Here is a 22,032-nt window from a genome sequence, read left to right as displayed (position 1 = left end):
GCTCCACTGAGAGCGGCCCGCCTTTTGCTTATTTGAAGACGGCGTTAGGATTATCCAAGCTGTCGGAACCTTCAAGCTGAACCGCGCCGAGATCGAGTGCGGCAACAACGCGCTGGATCGATTTCGTCTGGTCGATCAGACCGTCGATGGCGGCCTGGACGACCGCGTTGCCTTCCTTGTTGCCCTCGGCGATCATCTGGTCGTACTTCTCGACCGTCTCGCCGCGCTTTGCCATGGCATTCATCGCATCGAGCGTCTTGTTGAGCTTGCCTTCCATCTCGGCATCGAGCGCCTTGTCCTTGGCGGCGACGAGGTCTTGCAGCGACGGGCCGCTGAGCTTGGTGCCGTCGACGCGGGTATAGTTGCCGGTATAGGCGGCGGCGATGCCGATCGCGTCGTTGAGATGCGAATTGTAGGTATTGTCGGAGAAGCAATCATGCTCTTCCTCCGGATCGTGCAGCAGCAGGCCGAGCTTCATGCGCTCGCCAGCAAGTTCGCCATAGGAAAGCGAACCCATGCCGGTCAGGATGGCGACGAGGCCGGCCTTCGGATCTGCTTCGACGGTCTTCGTCGCCACCCCGTCCGGCTTCCAGTCATCGGTCATTTCCTTGAGGTCGGAAACGAGCAGGGTGGAGGCGGACTTCAGATATTCGGCGCGCCGGTCGCAATTGCCGTGCGTGCAGTTCTTGAGGTCGTAATCGGTGGCCGGGCGGTTGCCGGCGCCCGGTCCGGTGCCGTTCAGATCCTGGCCCCAGAGCAGGAATTCGATGGCGTGGTAGCCGGTCGCGACATTGGCTTCGATGCCGGCGGCTTCGGCGAGCGTGCCGGAGAGGAATTCCGGCGTCAGCTTCGAGGCGTCAACATCCTTGCCGTCGATCTTGATCGTCTTGTTGGCGATGACGTTGGCCACATAGAGCGAGTTTTCGTCGCTCTCGGTGCCGTAGGAGGCGTCGACATAGTCGATCAGGCCCTCGTCGAGAGGCCATGCGTTGACCTTGCCTTCCCAATCGTCGACAACAGGATTGCCGAAGCGATAGACTTCGGTCTGCTGATAGGGTACGCGCGCCTTGATCCAGGCATCCCTGGCGGCCTTCAGCGTCTCGTCGGTCGGCGCCTTCAGGAAGGCGTCGATGGCGGCGTCGAGCGCCTTGGCCGTCGTCAGCGAGTCCTCATATTTGGCATGCGCCACCTCGGCATAATGTTTCACCACGGCGCCAGCATCGGTCTCGGCCTGCGCGGGAAGGGCGAGCAGGGCGGCGGGGGCAATCGCCAGCACGGCTGCGCGGAATGTATTGAGCTTCATAATCCTCTCCTGTGACGGATCTTCCGTCTAATCGGGCTCCGTCTCTTCGCGCAAAAGTAAACTGGTGTCAAACGCTCTAGTTTGGAATGATTTTAAGAATGGCGCGGGCCGGCGCACCCCGGTCTTTCAGGTGCATTTGGCTGAAGATCAGCACTTCACGTCGAAATGACGGGCCCCAGTCTGCGCATGCAGCGGGGGGGCGTCAGCCCTTCCGCTGCATGCGGCAGAAGAAGAAGCCGTCCGTGTCGGTGGAGGCGGGCGTCAGCGTCACGGTCAGGCCATCGGAAGAGTGCGGACGCGGCGCCTGCTTTCCGAACAGGCCGTCCCAGGCGGGCAGGGCGCCGACGATCTCAAAATCAGGGTTCCCGGCCGTAAAGCGGCGCACCTGTTCCTCATTTTCCTGCGGCAGCACCGAGCAGGTGACATAGATCAGTTCGCCGCCCGGTTTGACGAAGCCGCTCGCCTGCGCCAGCGCGTCCTGCTGCTGGGCGGTGCGTTCGTCGAGGTTCTTCGCCGTCAGCCGCCATTTCGTGTCGGGGCGGCGGCGCCATGTGCCGGTGCCGGTGCAGGGCGCGTCGACCAGCACCTTGTCGCAGCGCCCGGCAAGACCCGACAGCCCCCTGGCGTCGTCATGCACCTGGACATTGCGCGTGCCTGCCCGCTTCAGCCGCTCAATGATCGGCGCCAGCCGTTTGCGGTCGGCGTCATAGGCGTGCACCTGACCCTTGTTCTGCATGGCGGCGGCCATGGCGAGCGTCTTGCCGCCGCCGCCGGCGCAATAATCGAGGATCTGTTCGCCCTCGCGCGCGAGCACCAGATCGGCGACGATCTGCGAACCTTCGTCCTGAACTTCGAACCAGCCTTTCTGGAACGAAAGCTCGGCTGTCACGTTGGGAAGACGCGAGGCGCCTTCGCCGGCGGCAATCCGGATGCCGTAGCGGGCGATCTTCGCGGCATGCGCGCCGGCTCTTTCGAGCGCCTTGACCGCCTTGTCGCGCGAAGCCTTCAGGATGTTGGCGCGCAGATCAAGCGTCGGGCGGGCGGCAAGCGCCTGTGCTTCGGCGAGCCAGCCGGCGCCGAAAGCCTGTTCGAAGGAGGATTGCACCCATTCGGGAATATCGCCGCGGATATGCGGCGGTGCGTCCTCGAGCGAGCGGCTTGCAAAGGCGGCTGCGGCCTCGGGTGAAAGCGGCGCCGGCGCGAACTTGTCGTCGGCGAGTTCGGCGGCAAGACTGTCTGGGGTGAAGCCCCATTGACGGAACATGACGGCGTGGGCAATGGCCGCAGCGCTGTCGTCATCCATCAGCCAGGCATGCGAAAGCCGCATGCGCAAGGCGTCGTAGACGATGTTGCCGATTGCCGCACGATCGCCGGAACCGGCGAAGCGATGGGCAAGGCCCCAGTCCTTGAGTGCGTCGGCGACGGGTCGCTTGCGGGCATCAATGTCCGCGAGCACAGAAATCGCCCCTTCGAGGCGGCCACCCAGACGCATTCACATATCTCCTGTTGCCGTGCCGTGTGAACGATCCGCACACAGTGCCGGGCGGATGGTTTACAGGTTTCAACCGCGTGGTAACCGCGATTGGCGGCAAGAGCAAGCGCCGCTGACGGCGCAGGCGGTTGCAAGCTCCGGGCTTAGCTGATCACCTGGTAGCAGACCTTCGCCGTGCCGGAGCTCACCATGCCGATATTCTGTGCGGCGGCGCGCGACAGATCGAGCACACGGCCGCGGATGAACGGACCGCGATCATTGATGCGAACGACGACGGTGCGGCCATTGTTGCGGTTGGTGACCTTGACCTTGGTGCCGAATGCGAGCGAACGATGCGCGGCAGTCAAGACGGCGGGGTTCATACGTTCTCCGGAAGCAGTTTTGGAGTGAAGAGCGTACCATGAAGCACCGCCGCAGCCATTTGCAGCAAAACCTTCCGCCGGAAGCAGGGAAGAGCAGGCCGCAATAGTTGCCGCAGCGATAATAGAACGGCTGATTTTCTTCAAAACGGAGTATCCCTCAACTATTGAACACACGCCTTTGCAGGCGGCGGGGCTTAAATCCGTCGAAAAATGGCAAAAAAGTGCCGCTCACGATCACGGAATGTTGCATTCTGTAATATGTGTGATGCTATTGATAAAATTTCGGAATTTGCCCCATGCGGTCGGACGTAGAAAAAACCTAATGGAATCAGCTAAAATTCAAATGAATTTTCCGACGAAGCGTTAAACTGCGCGGTCCTCACGGAAATCACGAAATTTTTTTCCCGCCTTCGCCATATTTGCTGCCACATTTGAGCAAATTCAAAGGCTGTTAACCATAAGATGCGGCGAGAATTGTTCGTAAGAGTGCCGAAAGTAGGAATTTCCTACTCATTTTGGGTGATAACTCTGGCCGACCGGATCTAACCGCGCCAGCGCCTGTCCAGCCACAATTGTGCAAGCGACATCGGATAGTTCGGGAATGAGAATTCGAAACCGGCCGCCTTCAGTTTTGCGTTGGAAACCCGCTTGTTCTCGCCGTAGAAAGAACACGCCATCGGCGTCAGCTCGGCGGTTTCGAAGGCCTGTTCCGGAGGCGGTTCGACGCCCATCAGCCGTGCCGCCTCGACGATCACGTCCTGCGGCGGCCCCGGTCGGTCGTCGGTGATATTATAGATGCCGCCGAGGCCGCGCTCCGACAGGAAGCGCGCCGCCGCGCCGATATCCTCGACGCGGATGCGGTTGAAGACCTGGTCCTTCTTGATCAGCCGCCGCGCCGTGCCCTTTTCGAGATTGCAGAAGGCGTTGCGCCCCGGCCCATAGATGCCGGAAAGACGCAGCACCGCCGCCGGCACGCCACGCTCGCGGCCCATTGCCAGCCAGCCCTCTTCGGCCTCAAGCCGCTCCTTCGACCGCCCGGAAACCGGCAGGCACGGCGTGTCTTCGCTTACCCAGGCGCCCTGGTGATCGCCATAGACGCCGACGGTGGAGAGATAGCCGATCCATTCGAGCCTCGGCAGCAGGCTCGCGCCGTTTTTATTGAGCAGTCCCAGCAACGGATCGGCCTTTCCAGGCGCGATCGACTGCACGACATGGGTGACATCGGCCAAAGCCCGGACGAGTTCCTCTTCCATCGTCTCGCCATCGAACAGGAATGCCTCGATGCCGGCGCGGCGGAGCGCTTCCATCTTCTCTGCGGAACGGGTCGTTCCGGACACCCGCACGCCGTCGCCGGCGAAGGCCTTGGCGATTGCCGTGCCGGAATAACCGCAGCCAAAGATCATCACATGCATCAGCCCACTCCCGCCAGCCGCCATTCGTTCAGCACATTTTCGTCGCTCTCGTCGGTCCTTTCTGCGGCAAAGGCGGAGAATTCGCCAGCCTCCATCAGCCGGGAAAGCGCCCAGACAGCCATGCCGCGGACCGCCGGGGCGGAATCGCCGGCGAGCGCACGACATTGCGCAATGAGCGCCGTCTCGCCGGAATTGCCGGCAGCGATCAGCACGTTGCGGATGAAACGGTCGCGACCGATCCGTTTGACCGGCGAACCACTGAAGAAGGCGCGGAAGGCGGCATCGTCCAGCGTCAGCAGAAAGGCGATCGACGGCTCCTTCAGCTCTTCGCGCGCCTGCAACTTCATTTCGGAGGCGGAGCTTGCGAACTTGTTCCAGGGACAGGCGGCGAGACAGTCGTCGCAGCCATAGATGCGGTTGCCGATCAGCACCCGCAGGTCGGGGTCGATTGGTCCCTTGTGTTCGATGGTGAGATAGGAGATGCAGCGCCGCGCGTCGATCTGGTAGGGCGCCGGGAAAGCGGCGGTCGGACAGACATCGAGACAGGCGCGGCAGGAGCCGCAATGATCGATCTCCGGCGCGTCGACGGCAAGATCGGCGGTGGTGAACATCGAGCCGAGAAACAGCCAGGAGCCTCGTGTGCGGCTGACGAGATTGGTGTGTTTGCCCTGCCAGCCGATACCGGCCGCCGCCGCCAACGGCTTTTCCATCACTGGCGCGGTGTCGACGAACACCTTCACATCGGCGCCGGCGCGTGCGGCAAAGCGTGTGGCGATCTCCTTCAGCCGGCCCTTGATGATGTCGTGATAATCGCGATTGCGGGCGTAGACGGAGATTGCCGCCCTGTCCGGCTTGCCGAGGACGTCGCGCGGGTCCTCCTCCGGAGCATAATTGAGGCCGAAGACGACGACGGACCGGACCTCGCTCCAGAGCGTCAGCGGATCGCCGCGCCGCTCGCGCGTCTCCGCCATCCACTCCATCGTCCCGTGGCGTCCGGCATCGATGAACTCACCGAGACGCTGTTTGGCTTCGGGGATCGCGTCAGGGCGGGTGATGCGGCAGAGATCGAAGCCCTTGGCGGCAGATTCCGCCCGGACGAACTCGGTCAAATTGTCGCGGCGGCGGCGCTCTTTGTCATCATTGTCGGGCATGAGGCGCCCTCGTCAGAAATCCAGATCGGCATAATGCGAAACCGGCGTCAGGCCGCGCACCCGCTCGGTCAGCATCGGCCGGAAGGAGGGGCGCGATTTCAGCCGCTGGTACCATTCCTTGACGACCGGAGCCTCGGCCCACTCGATCTCGCCGAGATAATCGAGGATCGAGATCGAGGCGGCGGCGGCAAGGTCGGCATAGCTCATCCGCTCGCCCGCCAGCCACTGACGCGAGCCGGCAAGCCAGGTGAGATAACGCATATGCTGGCGGATATTCGCGCGGGCCGTGCGCAAAATCTTCGAATCCGGCGCTCCGCCGCCCTGATCGGCGGTCATCTGCAACTTGTAGACACGCTCGCGGGCGAGCGGCTTCGTCACGTCGTTTTCCATTTTCTGCATGAACCATTCGCTCAGCCGGCGGATTTCCGCCCGCTGGAACGGATCCTCGGCGAGCAGCCGCCGGTCGCGCTTCAAGACCCCGTGCGTCTCGTCCAGATATTCGGAAATGACGCTCGCGCCACAGAGCGCACGCATGCTGTCGTCGACATAGACCGGCAGCGTACCGGCCGGATTGAGCGCCAGGAAATCGCGGCGCTTCTCCCATGTCTGCTCTTCGATCAGATCCGCCTGATAGCCGTATTCCGCCAGGATCAGCCGGACGAAGCGAGATGCGGAGGACATGGGATGATGATAAAGCGTGGGCATCGATACTCGGGCTTTATGATTGCTGTTACAGGACTGTGTGGCAGCTCGTTTATAGCGCCTTAGTCATGACTCATTGGTTGAAGCTATAGGAGTTTGGCCCGGCCAACACAAGCGAATCGGCTTTCACGCCATCTGACAAGGGACAAAACACACGTCTTGCGCACGAGGATAACGGCTGCTTGATCGGCTCAGACGCAGCTCCGAGCATTTCCCGCAGGAAGTGCTCGGTCCGAACGACCTTTAAACCGGAGACAATTTATGGACTATATCAATGCCGCCATTCTCGGTGTCATCGAGGGGATCACCGAGTTTCTGCCGATCTCCAGCACCGGCCATCTCATCATTGCGGAGCAATGGCTCGGCCACCGGTCGGACATGTTCAACATCGTCATTCAGGCGGGCGCCATCCTTGCCGTCACGATCATCTACTGGCGCCGCCTGCTGGATCTGGTGCTTGGCTGGCGCGAGCCCGAGAATCGGGACTATGCCTCCAAACTGATCGTCGCATTTCTCATCACCGCAATCCTCGGCCTCGCCGTCAAGAAGCTCGGCTTTGAACTTCCCGAGACCGCGACGCCGATCGCCTGGGCGCTCATCATCGGCGGCATCTGGATGATCTTTGCCGAATGGGCCGCCGCGCGCCGGCCGCCGCATAAGCAGATCACCTGGCTTGTCTCTATTCTGGTCGGCATCGCCCAGATCGTTGCCGGCGTCTTTCCGGGGACGTCACGCTCCGGCGCCACGATTTTCGTCGCCCTGCTGGCCGGCACCGGCAATCGCGCCGCGGCGACCGAATTTGCCTTTCTCGTCGGCATCCCTACGATGTATGCCGCAAGCGGCTATGAGTTGCTGAAGACCTTCAAGGATGGCGGCGCGGCAGGTGAAGACTGGACGGCGCTCGCCATCGCGTTCGTGGTCTCCACGATCGTCGCTTTCATCGCCGTCAAATGGCTGCTCGCCTATATAAGGAGCAACCGCTTCACGCTCTTTGCCATCTACCGCATCATTCTCGGCGTCCTGCTGCTCGGCATGGCCGCGACCGGCATGATCGCCTGAGGCAGCTGCAACTGCATTCGCGCAACTCCCGGCGCGAATGCATTGCCCTGTCGGAAGTTTGCGCACAAGGACCCGCTCGCCGGCAAACGTCGAGTTTTCAGATCTATCTTGAGGAAGGACGCTCGTCGCCGCTTTGAAGCAGGCAATATCGAGCCTTCATTGCGGAACGCCTGGTTCGGCGTTCCCGACGGCTTGTCTTCGTGGATGCCGGCGCAAGGTGCCGGCCTTTTCGTCAGTGGCTGATCGAAGCCGTCGAGCAAGGATCGACGCCGTAGGCCGGCGAGCAGTCGCCCTTGACCGCCGCGACCGAACCGGGCGCAACGAAGGAGCCTGCCATGATAATCAGCGCCGCACACGCAAAAAGGAGCGCGATTGACTTGCCCATCGATAAATGCCTTTCACAGTGATTGCCGCACGCCTTCGCAGACGTTGAGTCCGTTGGAAGACGCGGGGTTTGGTAGTCAGTGGAATGACAAATAGCAATAAACGTTCCTGCTAAATTTGGCGTTAATTCCACAAAATTTCCGCTGCGCCTTTTATGCAACGCTGCTCGATACAGCCGGCAGGAAAACAGGCCGAGCTTGCGCCGGCATCGCGGCGCCGCGCGCCGTTCAGGACGCGCAAAGGACGCCGCAACTGTTAAGGTGCTGCGGCAAAGCAAAACGCCGCCCGCGGGATCGGCGGACGGCGTTATCGTTCCTCGGGAAAGATGGTCAGGCGGCCTTGCCGGAGCCGGTATACTGGCCGTGCGGACGGTACTGCACGAGATAGGAGCCGAGCACCGATGCCGGCATGGTGGGCGTAATGCCGAGTCCCTTCAATGTGCGGCCTTCCGCCTCGGCCTCTGGGGATACGACGTTGTCGCGCTTGAGCAGGCGCACCTGGTCCGGCGTGATCGGCGGTGTCACAAAGGGGATCAGCGAGGCGATGCTGCCGATCAGCGAAGCCAGGCCGAAGGGCAGGGACACCAGCGGGTTCTTGCGGCTCGTCACCTTCAGCATCATCTCGAGACATTCGCGGAAGCTCAGCACCTCGGGTCCGCCGAGCTCATAGATCTTGCCGCCGGCAACCTTGCCGTCGACGGCGCGGGCGACCGCCTCGGCGACGTCCTCGACATAAACAGGCTGGAATTTCGTCCTGCCGCCGCCGACCAGCGGCAGGACAGGCGACATGCGCGCCATGTCGGCAAACTTGTTGAAGAAGCTGTCCTCCGGTCCGAAGACGATCGACGGACGGAAGATCACCGCATCGGACTTGATGGAGAGAATGGCCGCTTCCGCGCGGCCTTTGGTGCGGCCATAATCCGAATCGGAATTGGCGTCGGCGCCGATCGCCGAAATATGGGTGAGAGTCGCGCCGGCATTGCGCGCCGCTTCTGCAACCGCGCGTCCGCCGAATTCCTGTACCGCGTCGAAAGTGTTGCGGCCGGTCTGATGCAGAATGCCGACGCAGTTGATGACGTGGCTGGCGCCCTCGACGGCACGGTCGATCGAGTTGCGATAGCGCAGGTTCGCCTGCACGAAGGAAATCTGGCCGACATTGCCGAGCGGCTGCAGGAAGCCGGCGAGATCAGGTCGGCGCACGGCGACCCGGATGCGATAGCCGCGCTTGGCGAGCGCCCGCACCACGTGCCTGCCCACGAAGCCGGAGCCTCCGAACACGGTGACGAGCGGCGGCAGGTTGGCAAGGGTCATGGCAGGCTCCTCGAAAGGCTGTGCGGGATGCTGTATCGGCTCCGTCTTAGCCGAATCCCGGCGCGACGGGAAGGCCTATCGCGCTGCGAGTTTTGCGGATGCGAAGGGACTCAGACGCCTTCGACGACCACCATTTCCGCATCCGCCACCTCCTGGCGGATTTTCGCGGCGATCTGGTATTCCGGCGAGTTGTAGCAGTCGACCGCATGCTGCATCGACGGGAATTCTATCACGACGTTGCGGGCGCGCGCCTTGCCCTCGAGCTCGGTGATGGCGCCGCCGCGCGCCAGGAAATTCGCGCCGTATTTTTCGAAGGCCGGTTTGGCCGCCGCCACGTAATCCTTGTAGCGCTCGGCGTCAAGAACGTCGACGCGGGCGATCCAATATGCCTTGGCCATGATCTTCTCCCTTGTGCTTTTGAATTCAGCGGTTTGCCGGCCAGAGCGCGCTCACCATCTCGTTGAGGACGGCGCGGGCCGCCTCTTTCGGATCGGGCGCCTTGACGATCGGCCGGCCGACGACGAGATGGGTTGATCCCGCCTTCAGCGCATCGAACGGGGTCATCACCCGCTTCTGGTCGCCCTTGTCGCTGCCGGTCGGGCGAATGCCGGGCGTGACGATCGCCATGTCGGGACCGACGACCTCCCGCACCTCGGCCGCCTCCGCCGCCGAGCAGACGATGCCGCCCATGCCGGCGACGCGCGCCTGTCCGGCGCGACTGAGCACCAGGCTGTGCGGGTCCTGGCTGTAGCCGGCCTCGGCAAGGTCCTCGGCATCCATCGAGGTCAGCACGGTGACGCCGAGCAGGCAGAGACCGGAGCCGGCCGCCGCCTCCACCGCCGCCCGCATCGCCTTCGGATAGGCATGCAGCGTCAGCATCGACATGCCCATCTTGGCGATATTCTCGACGCCTGACGCGACCGTGTTGTCGATGTCGAGCAGTTTCATGTCGAGAAAGATCTTCTTGCCGCTTGCGGCAAGGTCGCGGGCGAATTCGAGGCCGCCGGCAAAGACCAGCTGATAACCGATCTTATAGAAGAGAATGTCGTCGCCGAGCGTGGAAACCAGTCCTTCTGCCTCGCCGATCGTTGGGACATCCAGGCCGACGATCAACCGCTCGCGTGCATCCATGTGAAGTCACCCCGCCAGTTTTCGATGCACGTCCAGTCGCATGTCAGGCCGAGATCCGCAAGGCTGAAAGCATAGAGATTGCCGCCGCCGGCCGGCTGGTCGCGGTCGCGGGCGATCGGCCGTCCCGCCAGATGGCATTTCAGCAGCGTGCCGACGCCGCCATGGCCGACGAAGGCGATCGGTGCGGCCGCATCATGTGTGGCGAGAACGGCCTTGACCGCCGCGACGATGCGGGCCTGCGCGTCGACGGCGCGCTCCCAACCTTTGAAGCTTTGTTCCGGATTGGCAAAGAACCAGTTTGCCGCCTCTTCGAACTGCGGCGGCGGCAGGAAGCCGGTGGCCGAGCGGTCGTTCTCGTGCATGCCATGGACGATCTCGACGCTGATGCCGGAAGCGGCCGCCAGGATTTCGGCCGTTTCGATCGCCTTCGTCTCGTCGCTGCAGACGATGCGGGTCAGCCGGCTGGCCCAATCGCTCTCGGCAGCTTTGCGGGCGCGGGCGGAGCCGACCTCGGAAAGGCCCCATTTCGGCACCGGAACATTCGCGTCGATCTTGACCTGCGGATGGGTGATATAAAGTCCGAACATCTCAACCGCGCCGGTAGATCCAGAGCTGCGCCGGCGGGATGTTGCGCATGACGAAGTCGAAATGCTGAATGTGATAGCGGTCGGGATTGGCGGCGATCGGCGAGATCGCGCCATAGGAAATCTGCACCACCGGTCGGCCGGCGGGCAGGCGGTCGAGCAGGCTTTCGAGCAGCGAGACGCGCATCGCCATCGGGAAATTCAGCAGCGGAATGCAGGAGATGACGCAATCGAACGTCCGGTCGCCGTAGTCGCCGAGCGTGGTCTGCAGATCGAAAGCATCGCCGTTGATGAAGTGCACGCCGGGATAGGTCCGCAGCAGATGCTGGTGGAAATCCGTCGAATATTCGATTGCGATGAGATTTTCCGGTTTCACGCCGCGGCCGAGGATGGCCTTGGTGATGGCGCCCGTGCCCGGGCCGAGTTCCAGCACCGGCAGCCCCGAATGCATATCGATGACGCTGGCCATGCGCTTGGCGGTAATCGAAGAGGTCGGCACGATCGAGCCTACCGTCTTCGGCCCCTGCATCATGCCCCGGAAGAAACGGATTTCCTCATCAAATCTCTTCCCGAGGTGTTCCTTCACCTTGACCCGTAAGCGCATTCTCCACCCATCCGCACGTTGATTGACTGTCTTACATATGCTGCTTGTCGCTCCCGGGACAAGGATTTTCGCAACGAGGACATCGGCATCAACAGCTCATGCGGCCTTTCGCTGGGTATGAGGCATGAGGTCGGCAAGTCTTTCGCTCAAATGGCCAGCGTCGACAGGGGCGCGCAGTTTCTTATCGGTGTTGTCGAAATAAAGATAGACGTCGCGGCCCTTGGCGCGCGCCGGCAGCGGCGCAACTATCCGCGTCGCATTCTCCGGTTCTCCGCCCTGTGCCCAGGCGCGGATGCGCTCGGCCCATAGATCGAGCGCTTCGTCCTCATAACCGCTGACATAAAGCTGTTCGGAGCCGTGCAGGCGGCAATAGATGAAGTCGGCGGTGATATCCATCAGCAGCGGCCATTTCACCGTATCGGCGCAGACGAGCGCCGCCTTGTGTCGCCGGAGCATCTCGATGAACTCGGCTGAGCGGAAGCTGTCGTTGCGGATTTCGAACGCATGGCGGATCGGCTGGTGTCCGTCGCTTTTGAGCCAGGCCTGTTTGAGGCGCTCGTCATGCCGCTTGGCAAGCGTTATCGCCGCATCGTGATCATGCGGCAGCAACGACAGAAAATTTTCGAAGCGATCAGGATCGAAGAACATATTGGCCGGAAACTGCCAGAGGATCGGCCCGAGCTTGGGGCCGAGCCTGAGCAGGCCGGAGGCGAAGAAATTGGCAAGCGGCGCCTCGATCTCCCTCAATCGCCGCACATGGGTGAGGAAGCGCGGCCCCTTGACCGCAAAGACGAAATCGTCAGGCGTTTCATCCCGCCAGCGGCCGAAGATTTCGGGCCTCTGCAGCCCATAGAAAGTGCCGTTGATCTCGATCGAGCGGAAGTGACGGGCGGCGTAGGAAAGCTCCTGCTTCTGCGGCAGTCCCTCCGGATAGAATTGCCCGCGCCAGGGCGCATAGGTCCAGCCTGAAATGCCGATGCGCACCGCTCCGGTTTTTTTCATTCTGCAATCCTCCTGTTTGACAGGAGGAAAACCGGAAGCGGACGCCTTCGTTCCCGTCAGACGCGCATCGGCATCAAGACGTAGAGCGCGTCGTCACCGGCAGTGTCGCGGATCAGCGTCGGCGAGCCGGCATCGGCCAGCAGGAAGATCGCTTCCTCGCCGGAAAGCTGCGCGGTGATGTCGAGCAGATATTTGGCGTTGAAGCCGATTTCCATCGCATCCGTGTCGTAGCCGACGGCGACTTCTTCCGTGGCGCTGCCGGAATCCGGATTGTTGACGGTCAGCATCAGCTGACCTTCGGACAGCGCCAGCTTCACGGCGCGCCCGCGCTCGGAGGAGATCGTCGAGACGCGGTCGACGGCCTGGGCGAAGGTCGTGCAATCGACGCGCATTTCCTTGTCGTTGCCGGTGGGGATGACGCGCTGGTAATCCGGGAATGTGCCGTCGATCAGTTTCGAGGTCAGAACGATCGAGCCGATCGTCATGCGGATCTTGGCGTCGGAAACCTCGACGGTGACGATTGCTTCCGGATTGTCGACCAGCTTCTGCAGTTCGCCGACCGTCTTGCGCGGAATGATGATGCCGGGCATGCCCTCGGAGCCCGACGGCGCGTCGACATCGGCGCGGGCCAGCCGGTGGCCGTCGGTCGCGACCGCCCTGAGCTTCAGCTCACCATTGCTCTCGATCGTGTGGAAGAAGATGCCATTCAGATAATAGCGAGTCTCTTCCGTCGAGATCGCGAACTGGGTGCGGTCGATCAGCATCTTCAGATCGGTCGCCTTCAGCTTGAAGGAATGCGTGAAGGTGCCGGCGGTCAGATCCGGGAAATCGGATTCCGGCAGGCACTGCAGCGAGAATTTCGAGCGGCCGGACTGGACGGTCATCGAGCCGCCATCGGTGCTGGTCGCCAGCAGCACTTCCGAGCCGTCGGAAAGCTTGCGCACGATGTCGTAGAGAAGATGGGCGGGAACGGTGGTGGCGCCTGCTTGTTCGACGCTTGCCGGCGTCGCCTCGGTGATTTCGAGGTCGAGGTCGGTCGCCTTCATGTCGAGGTTCTGGCCGTCGGCCTTGAGCAGTACGTTGGACAGGATCGGGATCGTGTTGCGACGTTCGACCACACGGTGGACGTGGTTCAGCGATTTCAGAAGGTTTGACCGCTCAATAGTAATACGCATGGGATGCTACCGCTTTCGACCGTGACTGCCCGGGCGCATCGAAGGCCCGAAGAATGCTTTCCCGATTTAGGTCGGGGGAGTGGACGGGCAAAATGGCAGACTTCAGCATTGGATGGCAAGAGGCATGGACGGCCGAGCCCTCGCATTTCAGGTTTTCCGGAGCAATCCTCACAGAAATCCCAACCCTTGCCGAAGCCGCAGCGCTCGCCCATAAAGGCCGATGAACCGGCAAGGCGCCGGCGGCACGAAGGCAAAGGGCATGAACGAGCAAACCACAGCCGAGGACGCCACGAGGCGAAGCTTCCGCCTGCACAACATGGCGGTGCCGGCGCGGCCGCTGGAGCCGGCGCTCTATCTGGTTGCCACTCCCATCGGCAATCTCGGCGACATCACGCTGCGCGCATTGGAAACGCTGGCCGGCGCCGACGTGCTGGCATGTGAGGATACGCGCGTCACCCGCGTTCTGCTCGAACGCTACGGCATCCAGAACCGCCCCTTCGCTTACCACGAGCACAATGCCGACGAAGCCGGCCCGCGGCTCATCCAGGCGCTGGAAGCCGGCCGCTCGGTAGCGCTGGTGTCCGATGCCGGCACGCCGCTCGTCTCCGATCCCGGCTACCGGCTGGCCCGGCAGGCGATTGCCGCCGGTTACCGCGTCATTCCCATTCCAGGCGCCTCGGCGCCGCTCGCCGCCCTTGTTGGTTCCGGCCTGCCGAACGACGCCTTCCTCTTCGCCGGTTTTCTGCCGCCCAAGGACAAGGCCCGCCGCGATCGTCTCGGTGAATTGGCCGCAACTCCAGCGACGCTGATCTTTTTTGAATCGCCCCATCGCATCGGCGCGACGCTGTTGGCTGCCGCCGATGTGCTCGGCCCGGAGCGGCCGGCTTGCGTCTGCCGTGAATTGACCAAGACCTATGAAGAATTCCGCCGCGGCACGCTGGCCGAACTCGCCGCCCATTACCAGCAGGTGGAAAACGTCAGGGGCGAGATCGTCCTCGTCGTCGGTCCGCCGCAGCCGGCGGAAACGTCCGAGGCCGATGTCGAGGCCGTGCTTGCCGACCTGTCGACGTCGATGCCGACGGCAAAGGCTGCGACCGAGGCCGCCCGTCTCACCGGCCTGCCGCGCAAGGCGCTCTATCAGCGCCTGCTGGAGCTGAAGGGCGGCAATGGGCGATAAAGACCCCACTGCCATCAAAAGGAAAGCGCTGCGCCGTGGCCGCATGTCGGAATATGTCGCCGCCGTCTTCCTGATGCTGAAGGGATACCGCATCCTGGCGCTGCGCCACCGCACCCGGCTCGGCGAGATCGATATCGTCGCCCGCAAGGGCGATCTCGCCGTCTTCGTCGAGGTCAAGGCCCGGTATGGCGAGGCTGCGGCCATCGACGCCGTCTCTCTCGCCGCGCAGAAGCGGATCCGGGCGGCAAGCGATCTCTGGCTCGCCCGCCAGGCCGATCACGCCCGCCTTTCCCAGCGCTACGATATCGTCGCGGTCATGCCCGGCCGGTTGCCGCGGCACTTTCCCGACGCCTTCTGAGCGCTTTGCCCGGCCGAGTTTCCGGATTGTTAAAATTTTAGTCCCGGGTTGAACGAGCTCCTTACCTCTCTCTGCTACCCACCATCGCGGTAGGGATTAAGAATTGGGGGTTGTTGCGTGGCCTGGAAGATGATGCTTGCAAGTGCGGTCGGCATGGCTGCGCGCTCGGTGCCTTATATCGCGCTGAAGCCGGCCGGGAAGTCCTTCGTCGCGCATGCGAGCGACCACCTGCCGCTGAAATCGACGCCGATCAATCCCGACTGGATCATCAGCGGCAATCCGGAAGCCCGCACCGCCGAACATTCGCGCGGCCATGACGAGGCGTCGCTGACGGCGATCTGGGACTGCACGGCGGGCGAATTCCGGTGGTATTTCGGCTGGGACGAGACCGTGATGATCCTCGAAGGCGAGGTCCATATCACCGCCGAGGACGGCACGGAACGGACCCTGTGCGCCGGCGACGTCGCCTTTTTCGCAGGTGGAACCTGGGCGAGCTGGCGGGTCGACAGTTACGTCCGCAAGGTCGCCTTCCTGCGCAAGCCTTTCCCGAAGCCTTTGGCAATCGCCTACCGTCTGCGCAACATGCTGCGCAACGGCGGCAGCCAGGGCATCGCCGCCTGAAAATGGCGACTGCCGCAAGCCTTCGATGACCGTTGCGTTTGATGCCGGGCCGACCTACATCTGTCCGGCATTCAGCGAGGGACGGAAATGGCCAAGATCACCAATGTAGCGGTCCAGATGGATCATGTCGCCGGCATCAATATCGCAGGGGACTCCACCTTCGCCATGAGCCTGGAGGCGCAGGCGCGCGGCTACAGGCTCTTCCATTATACCCCCGAGCGCCTGAGCTTCCGCGACGGCAAGCTCTTTGCCAGCGTCGAGCCGATGCTGCTGCGTGACGTCAAGGGCGATCACTTCGAACTCGGCGCGCCCGAGCGCGTCGATCTCTCGACCATGGACGTGGTGCTGCTGCGCCAGGATCCGCCCTTCGACATGGCCTATATCACCTCGACGCATCTCCTCGAGCGCATCCATCCGAAGACGCTCGTCGTCAACGATCCGGCTTGGGTGCGCAATTCACCGGAGAAGATCTTCGTCACCGAATTCGCCGATCTGATGCCGAAGACGCTGATCACCAAGGATCCCGCCGAAATCCGCCGCTTCCGCGACGAGATGGGCGACATCATCTTGAAGCCGCTCTACGGCAATGGCGGCGCCGGCGTCTTCCATTCGACCCGCGACGACCGCAACCTCTCCTCACTGCTGGAAATGTTCGGCCAACTCTTCCGCGAGCCCTTCATCGCCCAGCAATATCTGCCCGACGTGCGCAAGGGCGACAAGCGTATCATCCTTGTCGACGGCGAGTTTGCCGGTGCCATCAACCGCGTGCCGGCCGAGCATGACAGCCGCTCCAACATGCATGTCGGCGGCCGCGCCGAGGCGACCGAACTGACGCCGCGCGAAAAGGAAATCTGCGCCCGCATCGGCCCCGCGCTGAGGGAACGCGGCTTCCTGCTCGTCGGCATCGACGTGATCGGCGATTACATGACCGAGATCAACGTCACCTCGCCGACCGGCATCCGCGAGGTCAGGAAGTTCGGCGGCGCCGATATCGCGGCCCTGCTCTGGGACGCGATCGAGCGCAAGCGCGGCTGAGGCTGCGATCGGGTGCAACCGCGATTACTGCTGCTTATCCGCCTGCGTTCTTTTATTGTTCTTGTTTTAGTCCTGCTTCCGTGCCAGATTGCAACCGCTGGCTTTCAACGGCCACGGGGCGGTCTCTAAGAGTTTGCGGGACAAGGGTGGGCATATGGTCGCGCGTGTCAGTACGGTAGCATTCCAGGGCATCGAAGGCGTGCCGGTCGAGGTCCAGGTCATGATCGCGCCTGGCAAGGTCGGCATGCAGATCGTCGGCCTGCCTGACAAGGCGGTCGCTGAAAGCCGCGAGCGCGTTCAGGCCGCCCTTCACGCCTCCGGCCTGGCGCTGCCGGGCAAACGGGTGACCGTCAACTTGGCGCCCGCCGATCTGCCGAAGGAAGGCTCGCATTTTGATCTGCCAATCGCGCTGGCGCTGATGGCCGCTCTCGGCGCCATTCCCGCCGATGCGCTGTCGGATTTTGTCGTCGTCGGCGAACTCAATCTCGATGGCACGATCGCCGCCATTGCGGGCGCGCTGCCGGCGGCCATCGGCGCCAATGCGCTCGGCAAGGGGCTGATCTGCCCGGCCGAAAGCGGCGCCGAGGCTGCCTGGGCCGGCGCCGAGGTCGATATTCTCGCACCGCGCAGCCTGATTGCCCTTGCCAATCATTTTCGCGGCACGCAGGTGCTCTCCCGGCCGGAGCCGTCGATCCGCGCCAATGCCGCCAACCTGCCGGATCTTGCCGAGATCAAGGGCCAGGAAAGCGCAAAACGTGCGCTCGAGGTGGCGGCCGCCGGCGGCCACAATCTCCTGATGGTCGGGCCTCCCGGTTCCGGCAAATCGATGCTGGCGTCGCGGCTGCCGTCGATCCTGCCGCCGCTTTCGCCCGCCGAACTGCTTGAAGTGTCGATGGTCCATTCGATCGCCGGCCAGCTCACCGGCGGCAAGCTGTCCGATCGCCGGCCCTTCCGCACCCCGCATCATTCCGCCACCATGGCCGCCCTTGTCGGCGGCGGCCTGCGCGCCCGTCCCGGCGAAGCCTCGCTTGCCCATCATGGCGTGCTCTTCCTCGACGAGTTTCCCGAGTTCACGCCGCAGGCACTCGATGCGCTGCGCCAGCCGCTCGAAGGCGGCGAATGCGTCATCGCGCGCGCCAATCACCGCGTCTCCTATCCGGCAAAATTCCAGCTGATCGCGGCGATGAACCCCTGCCGCTGCGGCATGGCCGGTGAGCCCGGCCATACCTGCGCCCGTGGCCCGCGCTGCATGAGCGACTACCAGGCCCGCATCTCCGGGCCGCTGATGGACCGCATCGATATCCGCATCGATGTGCCGGCCGTCTCCGCCGCCGATCTGATCCGCCCGATGGCGGCCGAGGCCAGCGCCGATGTCGCCCGCCGCGTCGCCCGCGCCCGCGAGCTCCAGCAGGAGCGCTTCGCGCGCGCCGGCGCCAGGGATATCGGCACCAATGCCCGCTGCTCCACATCAATGATCGAAAAACTCGCCGAGCCCGATGCGAGCGGCCTGCAACTCCTGCGCGACGCCGCCGAGAAGATGAAATTCTCCGCCCGCGGCTACCACCGCGTCCTCAAGGTCGCCCGCACGCTCGCCGATCTCGACGACAAACCGACCGTTGGCCGTTTGCATCTGGCTGAGGCGATCTCCTACCGGATCGCCGGCGAGAGGTTGACGGCGGCCGCCTGAGCGCAAGCGAATAGGGAGTTGCGAATAGCGACTAGTTAATCGGCTTGCCCGCCGCAAAGCAGGTTACATCCTATTCGCTATTCGCTATTCGCTATTCGCTATTCGCTATTCGCTATTCAGCTCCCCAACCCCTCAAACAGCGCCGTCGACAAATACCGTTCCGCAAAAGACGGTATGATGATGACGATGTTCTTGCCGGCATTTTCCGGCCGGCTGCCGACCTTGATCGCCGCCGTCAGCGCCGCGCCGGAGGAGATGCCGACCGGCACGCCTTCGAGCCTTGCGATGAGGCGGGCCTGTTCGAAGGCCTCGTCGTTGGTGACGGTCACGACCTCGTCATAGATGCCGGTATCGAGGATCTTCGGCGCGAAGCCGGCGCCGATTCCCTGGATCTTGTGCGGGCCGGGATTACCGCCTGAGAGCACCGGCGAATCGGCAGGCTCGACGGCGATGATCTGGATCTCGGGCTTGTGGCTCTTCAGCACCTGGCCGACGCCGGTGATCGTGCCGCCGGTGCCGATGCCCGAGACGACGATATCGACCGTGCCGTCGGTATCGTTCCAGATTTCCTCGGCCGTCGTCTTGCGGTGGATCTCGGGATTGGCCGGGTTTTCGAACTGCTGCGGAATGATGGCGTCGGGAAGGGAGGCGGCGAGCTCCTCGGCCTTGGCGATGGCGCCCTTCATGCCCTTCGACCCTTCCGTCAGCACCAGCTCGGCGCCGAGCAGCGCCAGCATCTTGCGGCGTTCGACCGACATGGTCTCGGGCATGGTGAGGATCAGCCGATATCCCTTGGCGGCGGCGGCAAAGGCGAGTGCGATGCCGGTATTGCCCGAGGTCGGCTCGATCAGCACCGTTTTGCCTGATGTGATCTTGCCTTGCGATTCCAGGCTTTCGATCATTGCCACACCGATGCGGTCCTTGACGGATGCGATCGGATTGAAGAATTCGAGCTTGCCGATCAGGTTTGCCACCACACCCTTTTCCCGCGCCAGCTTGTCGAAGCGCACCAGCGGCGTGTCGCCGATGGTCTCGGTGATCGAGGAATAGATGCGGCCGCGGCCGGGTTTGTGCGACATGGTTCTCTCCCTTTGGACTTCATTCCCTGAAATCGAGGAGGAGAATAGGGTCAAAGACGGAATGAGACCAGAGCGCGTTCGCGCCGGGCGGGGGTGGCGGAGAGAAAATAAGCTTTGAAAACCGCCTCTTGGCGGATGTTTTATTTCAGGCTGCCCGCGTCGCGATGAACGCCGCCGTGCCCGCAAGGATGCCGGCTGCAACCCGGTTCAGCGCCCGCAGGGCGCGCGGCTGTTTCAGCATCGTGCGGGCGCGCGCGGCAAGCAGCATATAGGGCACCAGCACGGTGATCAGCACCACGAAGGTGACGGCGAGCAGAAGCGCATAGTCGCGCAGGGTGATATTGCCGATATCGATCAGCGTCGGCGCCAGTGCGACATAAAACAGCATCGTCTTCGGGTTGCCCAGCGTCACCAGCAGGCCGGAGAGGAAGGACAGGCCGACATTGCCGGATTTTTTTCGCGGCAATATCCTGCGGCAGCAGCCCTGCCGTCCACAGTTTCCAGGCGATGTAGCCGAGATAAAGAGCGCCGGCGACCTTGATGATGAGGAAGACTTCCGCGAAGGTCTGCGCGACGAAAGCCAGGCCCAGAATGACCGCTGTGAGATAGGTCATATCGCCGAGCACCAGGCCGAGGCCCATGAAGAAGGTCTCGCGGAAATTCGAGCCGAGCGCACGCGCTACGATGGCGGTGATGCCGGGGCCGGGAATGGCCGCGGCGATGAACAACGCTCCGGCATAGGCAAGCAAGGCGGCAAAGCTCATGGGGTGGCTCCTCTTCCCCGCCGTTTTATATCCGCTGGGCCGTGCCATCAATCCACCGGCGCTGATGGATGCATCACCAGAAGGAATGCCTGCCGCCGCGTGCCTGCCGATACCTCAGCCCTGAAGCGCCCTCGGCCGCAGCCATCTTGGGCTCCAGCCGAGGTTCATGCCGGCGGCGGCAAGCAGGATGATTGCAGCGCCTGCGATCTGCATCGGCTGCAGCGCGTGGCCGAAGGCCAGCCGGTCGACGAGGATCGCGGCGATCGGATAGAGGAAGGACAGCGCCCCGGTCAGATGAGTCGGCAGCCGCTGGATCGCACCGTAGAGCAGCACATACATCAGCCCGGTATGGACGACGCCGATCGTCACCAGGATCGCCCAGCCGCCGGCATCGCCGGGAAGCTGCGAAAACGTCGTCATTGGCGCCAGCATCAGCATGCCGGTTGCGACCTGGATCAGCGCGATCAGATGTGGCGGCGTTCCTTTCAGCCATTTCGCGGCAAGGGCTGCCAGCGCGTAGAAGAAGGCCGCACCCAGCGCCATCAGGATGCCGAGGCCGTAGCCATCCGATGCCCCGCCGGCCTCAGGTTTCGCTTCGACGATGGCCGCCATGCCGGCAAAGGCGAGCGTCAGCCAGAACAGCTTGGCGGCGGTGATCTTCTCGCCGAGGAACAGCGCCCCCAGCACCAGCAACATGAAGGGCTGGGTGTTGTAGACGGTCGTGGCGATCGAGATCGTCGCATGCGAATAGGAGGCGAAGAGCAGCAGCCAGTTGACGACGATGGCGACGCCGCCGAAGACGGCGATGCCGAAGGCGCGCAGCGTGATGATGCCGGGCCGCAGCAGCCCGAGGGCGCCGCAGACGACGAGCAGCGTCAGCGCGCCGAACAGGCAGCGCCAGAAGACCACGCCGCTGACCGGTTGACCCGACATGACGACGAACCAGCCGATCGTCCCCGAGATCAGCATCGCTGCCGTCATTTCCACCGAACCTCTTTTGATATCGCCGCTCATGGTCGCCTCCGTTTTTGCTGAGGTGATAATATTGCGGCTGTACGCGAAATTATATAAAGATAGGAATGAATTTCCCCGATGTTGCCTAATAATAAAAGGAAAGGAAACGCTGATGCCTAACGGCGCCCAGATGCTTGATGAAATCGATCAGACCATTCTCGAAGCGCTGGCCGGCAATGCCCGCATCTCGCTGAAGGAGCTGGCACAGCAGGTGGGCCTCTCCTCGCCCAGTGCCGCCGAGCGTCTGCGCCGGCTGGAGGAGCGCGGCGTCATCAAGGCCTTCACAATCGATCTCGATCCGGCCGCCGTCGGTTATCCGCTGCAGGCGATCATCCGCGTGCGGCCGCTGCCAGGACAGCTGCACATCGTCGAGCGCCTCATTCAGGAAATTCCCGAGATCGTCGAATGCGACAAGGTGACGGGCGAGGATTGTTTCATCGCCCGTCTGGTGGTGCGCTCGATGACCGAGCTCGACGGCATCCTCGACAAGGTTGCCGAACGGGCAGAGACCAACACCTCGATGATCAAGTCGTCGCCCGTCAAACGCCGTCTGCCGCCGCTTTCACGGAAAAGGTAGATATTGGCTGAGTAGGAGCCGAAATTCGCCATCGACGCGTCTCGTGCGA

23 protein-coding genes and 1 pseudogene are annotated in these 22,032 nt (G+C 62.9%); 7 read left to right on the top strand and 17 right to left on the bottom strand.

Annotated elements, in window-relative coordinates; genetic code table 11:
* Positions 1-28: 28 nt before the first annotated feature.
* From HJC00_RS03390 to HJC00_RS03365, 6 genes are all read right to left on the bottom strand, one after another.
* Positions 29-1,303 carry an imelysin family protein gene (locus HJC00_RS03390; RefSeq protein ID WP_221153585.1) on the bottom strand — a complete coding sequence of 425 codons (1,275 nt, stop codon included), beginning with the start codon at positions 1,301-1,303 and terminating at the stop codon, positions 29-31.
* Positions 1,304-1,505: 202 nt separating this feature from the next.
* Positions 1,506-2,795, bottom strand: a complete 1,290-nt coding sequence (locus HJC00_RS03385) for an RsmB/NOP family class I SAM-dependent RNA methyltransferase (protein WP_221163619.1) — start codon at positions 2,793-2,795, stop codon at positions 1,506-1,508.
* 143 nt (positions 2,796-2,938) lie between these two features.
* Positions 2,939-3,301, bottom strand: a complete 363-nt coding sequence (locus HJC00_RS03380; protein WP_184457978.1) for a septal ring lytic transglycosylase RlpA family protein — start codon at positions 3,299-3,301, stop codon at positions 2,939-2,941.
* A gap of 398 nt (positions 3,302-3,699) precedes the next feature.
* Positions 3,700-4,569, bottom strand: coding sequence for an SDR family oxidoreductase (locus HJC00_RS03375; RefSeq protein WP_221163618.1), 870 nt, complete (start codon positions 4,567-4,569; stop codon positions 3,700-3,702).
* On the bottom strand, positions 4,569-5,720 hold the full coding sequence (gene queG / locus HJC00_RS03370; RefSeq protein WP_221163617.1) for a tRNA epoxyqueuosine(34) reductase QueG: 1,152 nt from the start codon (positions 5,718-5,720) through the stop codon (positions 4,569-4,571). Before queG ends, HJC00_RS03375 begins: the two co-directional genes overlap by 1 nt.
* Positions 5,721-5,732: 12 nt before the next feature.
* On the bottom strand, positions 5,733-6,425 hold the full coding sequence (locus tag HJC00_RS03365; protein WP_210629501.1) for a glutathione S-transferase family protein: 693 nt from the start codon (positions 6,423-6,425) through the stop codon (positions 5,733-5,735).
* 258 nt (positions 6,426-6,683) lie between these two features.
* Between HJC00_RS03365 and HJC00_RS03360 the strand changes: the two genes are divergently transcribed.
* Positions 6,684-7,481 carry an undecaprenyl-diphosphate phosphatase gene (locus HJC00_RS03360; protein ID WP_210629500.1) on the top strand — a complete coding sequence of 266 codons (798 nt, stop codon included), beginning with the start codon at positions 6,684-6,686 and terminating at the stop codon, positions 7,479-7,481.
* A gap of 232 nt (positions 7,482-7,713) precedes the next feature.
* On the opposite strand, the gene HJC00_RS03355 is transcribed toward HJC00_RS03360, so the two are convergent.
* The 8 genes from HJC00_RS03355 to dnaN all read right to left on the bottom strand — a co-directional run bounded on the left by HJC00_RS03355 (position 7,714) and on the right by dnaN (position 13,671).
* The gene (locus HJC00_RS03355) at positions 7,714-7,866 is read right to left on the bottom strand and encodes a hypothetical protein (RefSeq protein WP_041678526.1); all 153 of its coding nucleotides are present in this window, start codon (positions 7,864-7,866) and stop codon (positions 7,714-7,716) included.
* A gap of 328 nt (positions 7,867-8,194) precedes the next feature.
* Positions 8,195-9,175: a complex I NDUFA9 subunit family protein gene (locus HJC00_RS03350; protein WP_210629499.1), complete on the bottom strand. Its 981-nt coding sequence runs from the start codon at positions 9,173-9,175 to the stop codon at positions 8,195-8,197.
* 110 nt (positions 9,176-9,285) lie between these two features.
* Positions 9,286-9,573, bottom strand: coding sequence for a DUF1330 domain-containing protein (locus HJC00_RS03345; protein WP_221145761.1), 288 nt, complete (start codon positions 9,571-9,573; stop codon positions 9,286-9,288).
* A 25-nt stretch (positions 9,574-9,598) separates the two neighbouring features.
* Entirely contained in the window at positions 9,599-10,306 is a 708-nt protein-coding gene (pyrF, locus tag HJC00_RS03340; protein WP_210629497.1) for an orotidine-5'-phosphate decarboxylase, read from the bottom strand.
* Positions 10,285-10,893, bottom strand: a complete 609-nt coding sequence (locus HJC00_RS03335; RefSeq protein WP_221163616.1) for a histidine phosphatase family protein — start codon at positions 10,891-10,893, stop codon at positions 10,285-10,287. The genes pyrF and HJC00_RS03335 overlap by 22 nt, the downstream gene beginning before the upstream one ends.
* Position 10,894: 1 nt before the next feature.
* Positions 10,895-11,494, bottom strand: coding sequence for a phospholipid N-methyltransferase PmtA (pmtA, locus tag HJC00_RS03330; protein WP_210629495.1), 600 nt, complete (start codon positions 11,492-11,494; stop codon positions 10,895-10,897).
* A 96-nt stretch (positions 11,495-11,590) separates the two neighbouring features.
* Positions 11,591-12,496 carry a DUF72 domain-containing protein gene (locus HJC00_RS03325; protein ID WP_221163615.1) on the bottom strand — a complete coding sequence of 302 codons (906 nt, stop codon included), beginning with the start codon at positions 12,494-12,496 and terminating at the stop codon, positions 11,591-11,593.
* A gap of 56 nt (positions 12,497-12,552) precedes the next feature.
* Positions 12,553-13,671, bottom strand: coding sequence for a DNA polymerase III subunit beta (gene dnaN, locus HJC00_RS03320; protein WP_004673935.1), 1,119 nt, complete (start codon positions 13,669-13,671; stop codon positions 12,553-12,555).
* Between the two features lie 259 nt (positions 13,672-13,930).
* Here dnaN and rsmI point away from each other — a divergent pair, with 259 nt between their 5' ends.
* The 5 genes from rsmI (at position 13,931) to HJC00_RS03295 (ending at position 18,549) form a co-directional block, all read left to right on the top strand.
* A complete protein-coding gene (gene rsmI / locus HJC00_RS03315) occupies positions 13,931-14,848 on the top strand; it encodes a 16S rRNA (cytidine(1402)-2'-O)-methyltransferase (protein WP_221163614.1) in 918 nt (305 codons plus the stop codon).
* Complete coding sequence (locus tag HJC00_RS03310) at positions 14,838-15,206, top strand: YraN family protein (protein ID WP_210629492.1); 369 nt, start codon at positions 14,838-14,840, stop codon at positions 15,204-15,206. The genes rsmI and HJC00_RS03310 overlap by 11 nt, the downstream gene beginning before the upstream one ends.
* Positions 15,207-15,323: 117 nt before the next feature.
* Complete coding sequence (locus HJC00_RS03305) at positions 15,324-15,827, top strand: cupin domain-containing protein (RefSeq protein ID WP_210629491.1); 504 nt, start codon at positions 15,324-15,326, stop codon at positions 15,825-15,827.
* 87 nt (positions 15,828-15,914) lie between these two features.
* Positions 15,915-16,862 (top strand): glutathione synthase, encoded by a 948-nt coding sequence (gene gshB / locus HJC00_RS03300; protein ID WP_210629490.1) that lies wholly within the window; start codon positions 15,915-15,917, stop codon positions 16,860-16,862.
* Between the two features lie 154 nt (positions 16,863-17,016).
* Positions 17,017-18,549 (top strand): YifB family Mg chelatase-like AAA ATPase, encoded by a 1,533-nt coding sequence (locus tag HJC00_RS03295; RefSeq protein ID WP_221153590.1) that lies wholly within the window; start codon positions 17,017-17,019, stop codon positions 18,547-18,549.
* A gap of 116 nt (positions 18,550-18,665) precedes the next feature.
* Here HJC00_RS03295 and cysK read toward each other — a convergent pair whose 3' ends face one another.
* From cysK to HJC00_RS03280, 3 genes and pseudogenes are all read right to left on the bottom strand, one after another.
* A complete protein-coding gene (gene cysK, locus HJC00_RS03290) occupies positions 18,666-19,628 on the bottom strand; it encodes a cysteine synthase A (protein WP_221145771.1) in 963 nt (320 codons plus the stop codon).
* 145 nt (positions 19,629-19,773) lie between these two features.
* Positions 19,774-20,392, bottom strand: a pseudogene (locus HJC00_RS03285) (LysE family translocator).
* Between the two features lie 114 nt (positions 20,393-20,506).
* On the bottom strand, positions 20,507-21,406 hold the full coding sequence (locus tag HJC00_RS03280) for a DMT family transporter (RefSeq protein WP_210629486.1): 900 nt from the start codon (positions 21,404-21,406) through the stop codon (positions 20,507-20,509).
* Between the two features lie 112 nt (positions 21,407-21,518).
* Here HJC00_RS03280 and HJC00_RS03275 point away from each other — a divergent pair, with 112 nt between their 5' ends.
* Positions 21,519-21,983 (top strand): Lrp/AsnC family transcriptional regulator, encoded by a 465-nt coding sequence (locus tag HJC00_RS03275; protein WP_221145774.1) that lies wholly within the window; start codon positions 21,519-21,521, stop codon positions 21,981-21,983.
* Positions 21,984-22,032 lie beyond the last annotated feature (49 nt).

Origin of the sequence: Rhizobium sp. NLR22b (assembly GCF_019685295.1) — a bacterium.
Taxonomy (GTDB): domain Bacteria; phylum Pseudomonadota; class Alphaproteobacteria; order Rhizobiales; family Rhizobiaceae; genus Rhizobium.
This window is presented reverse-complemented; position numbering and strand designations above follow the sequence as displayed.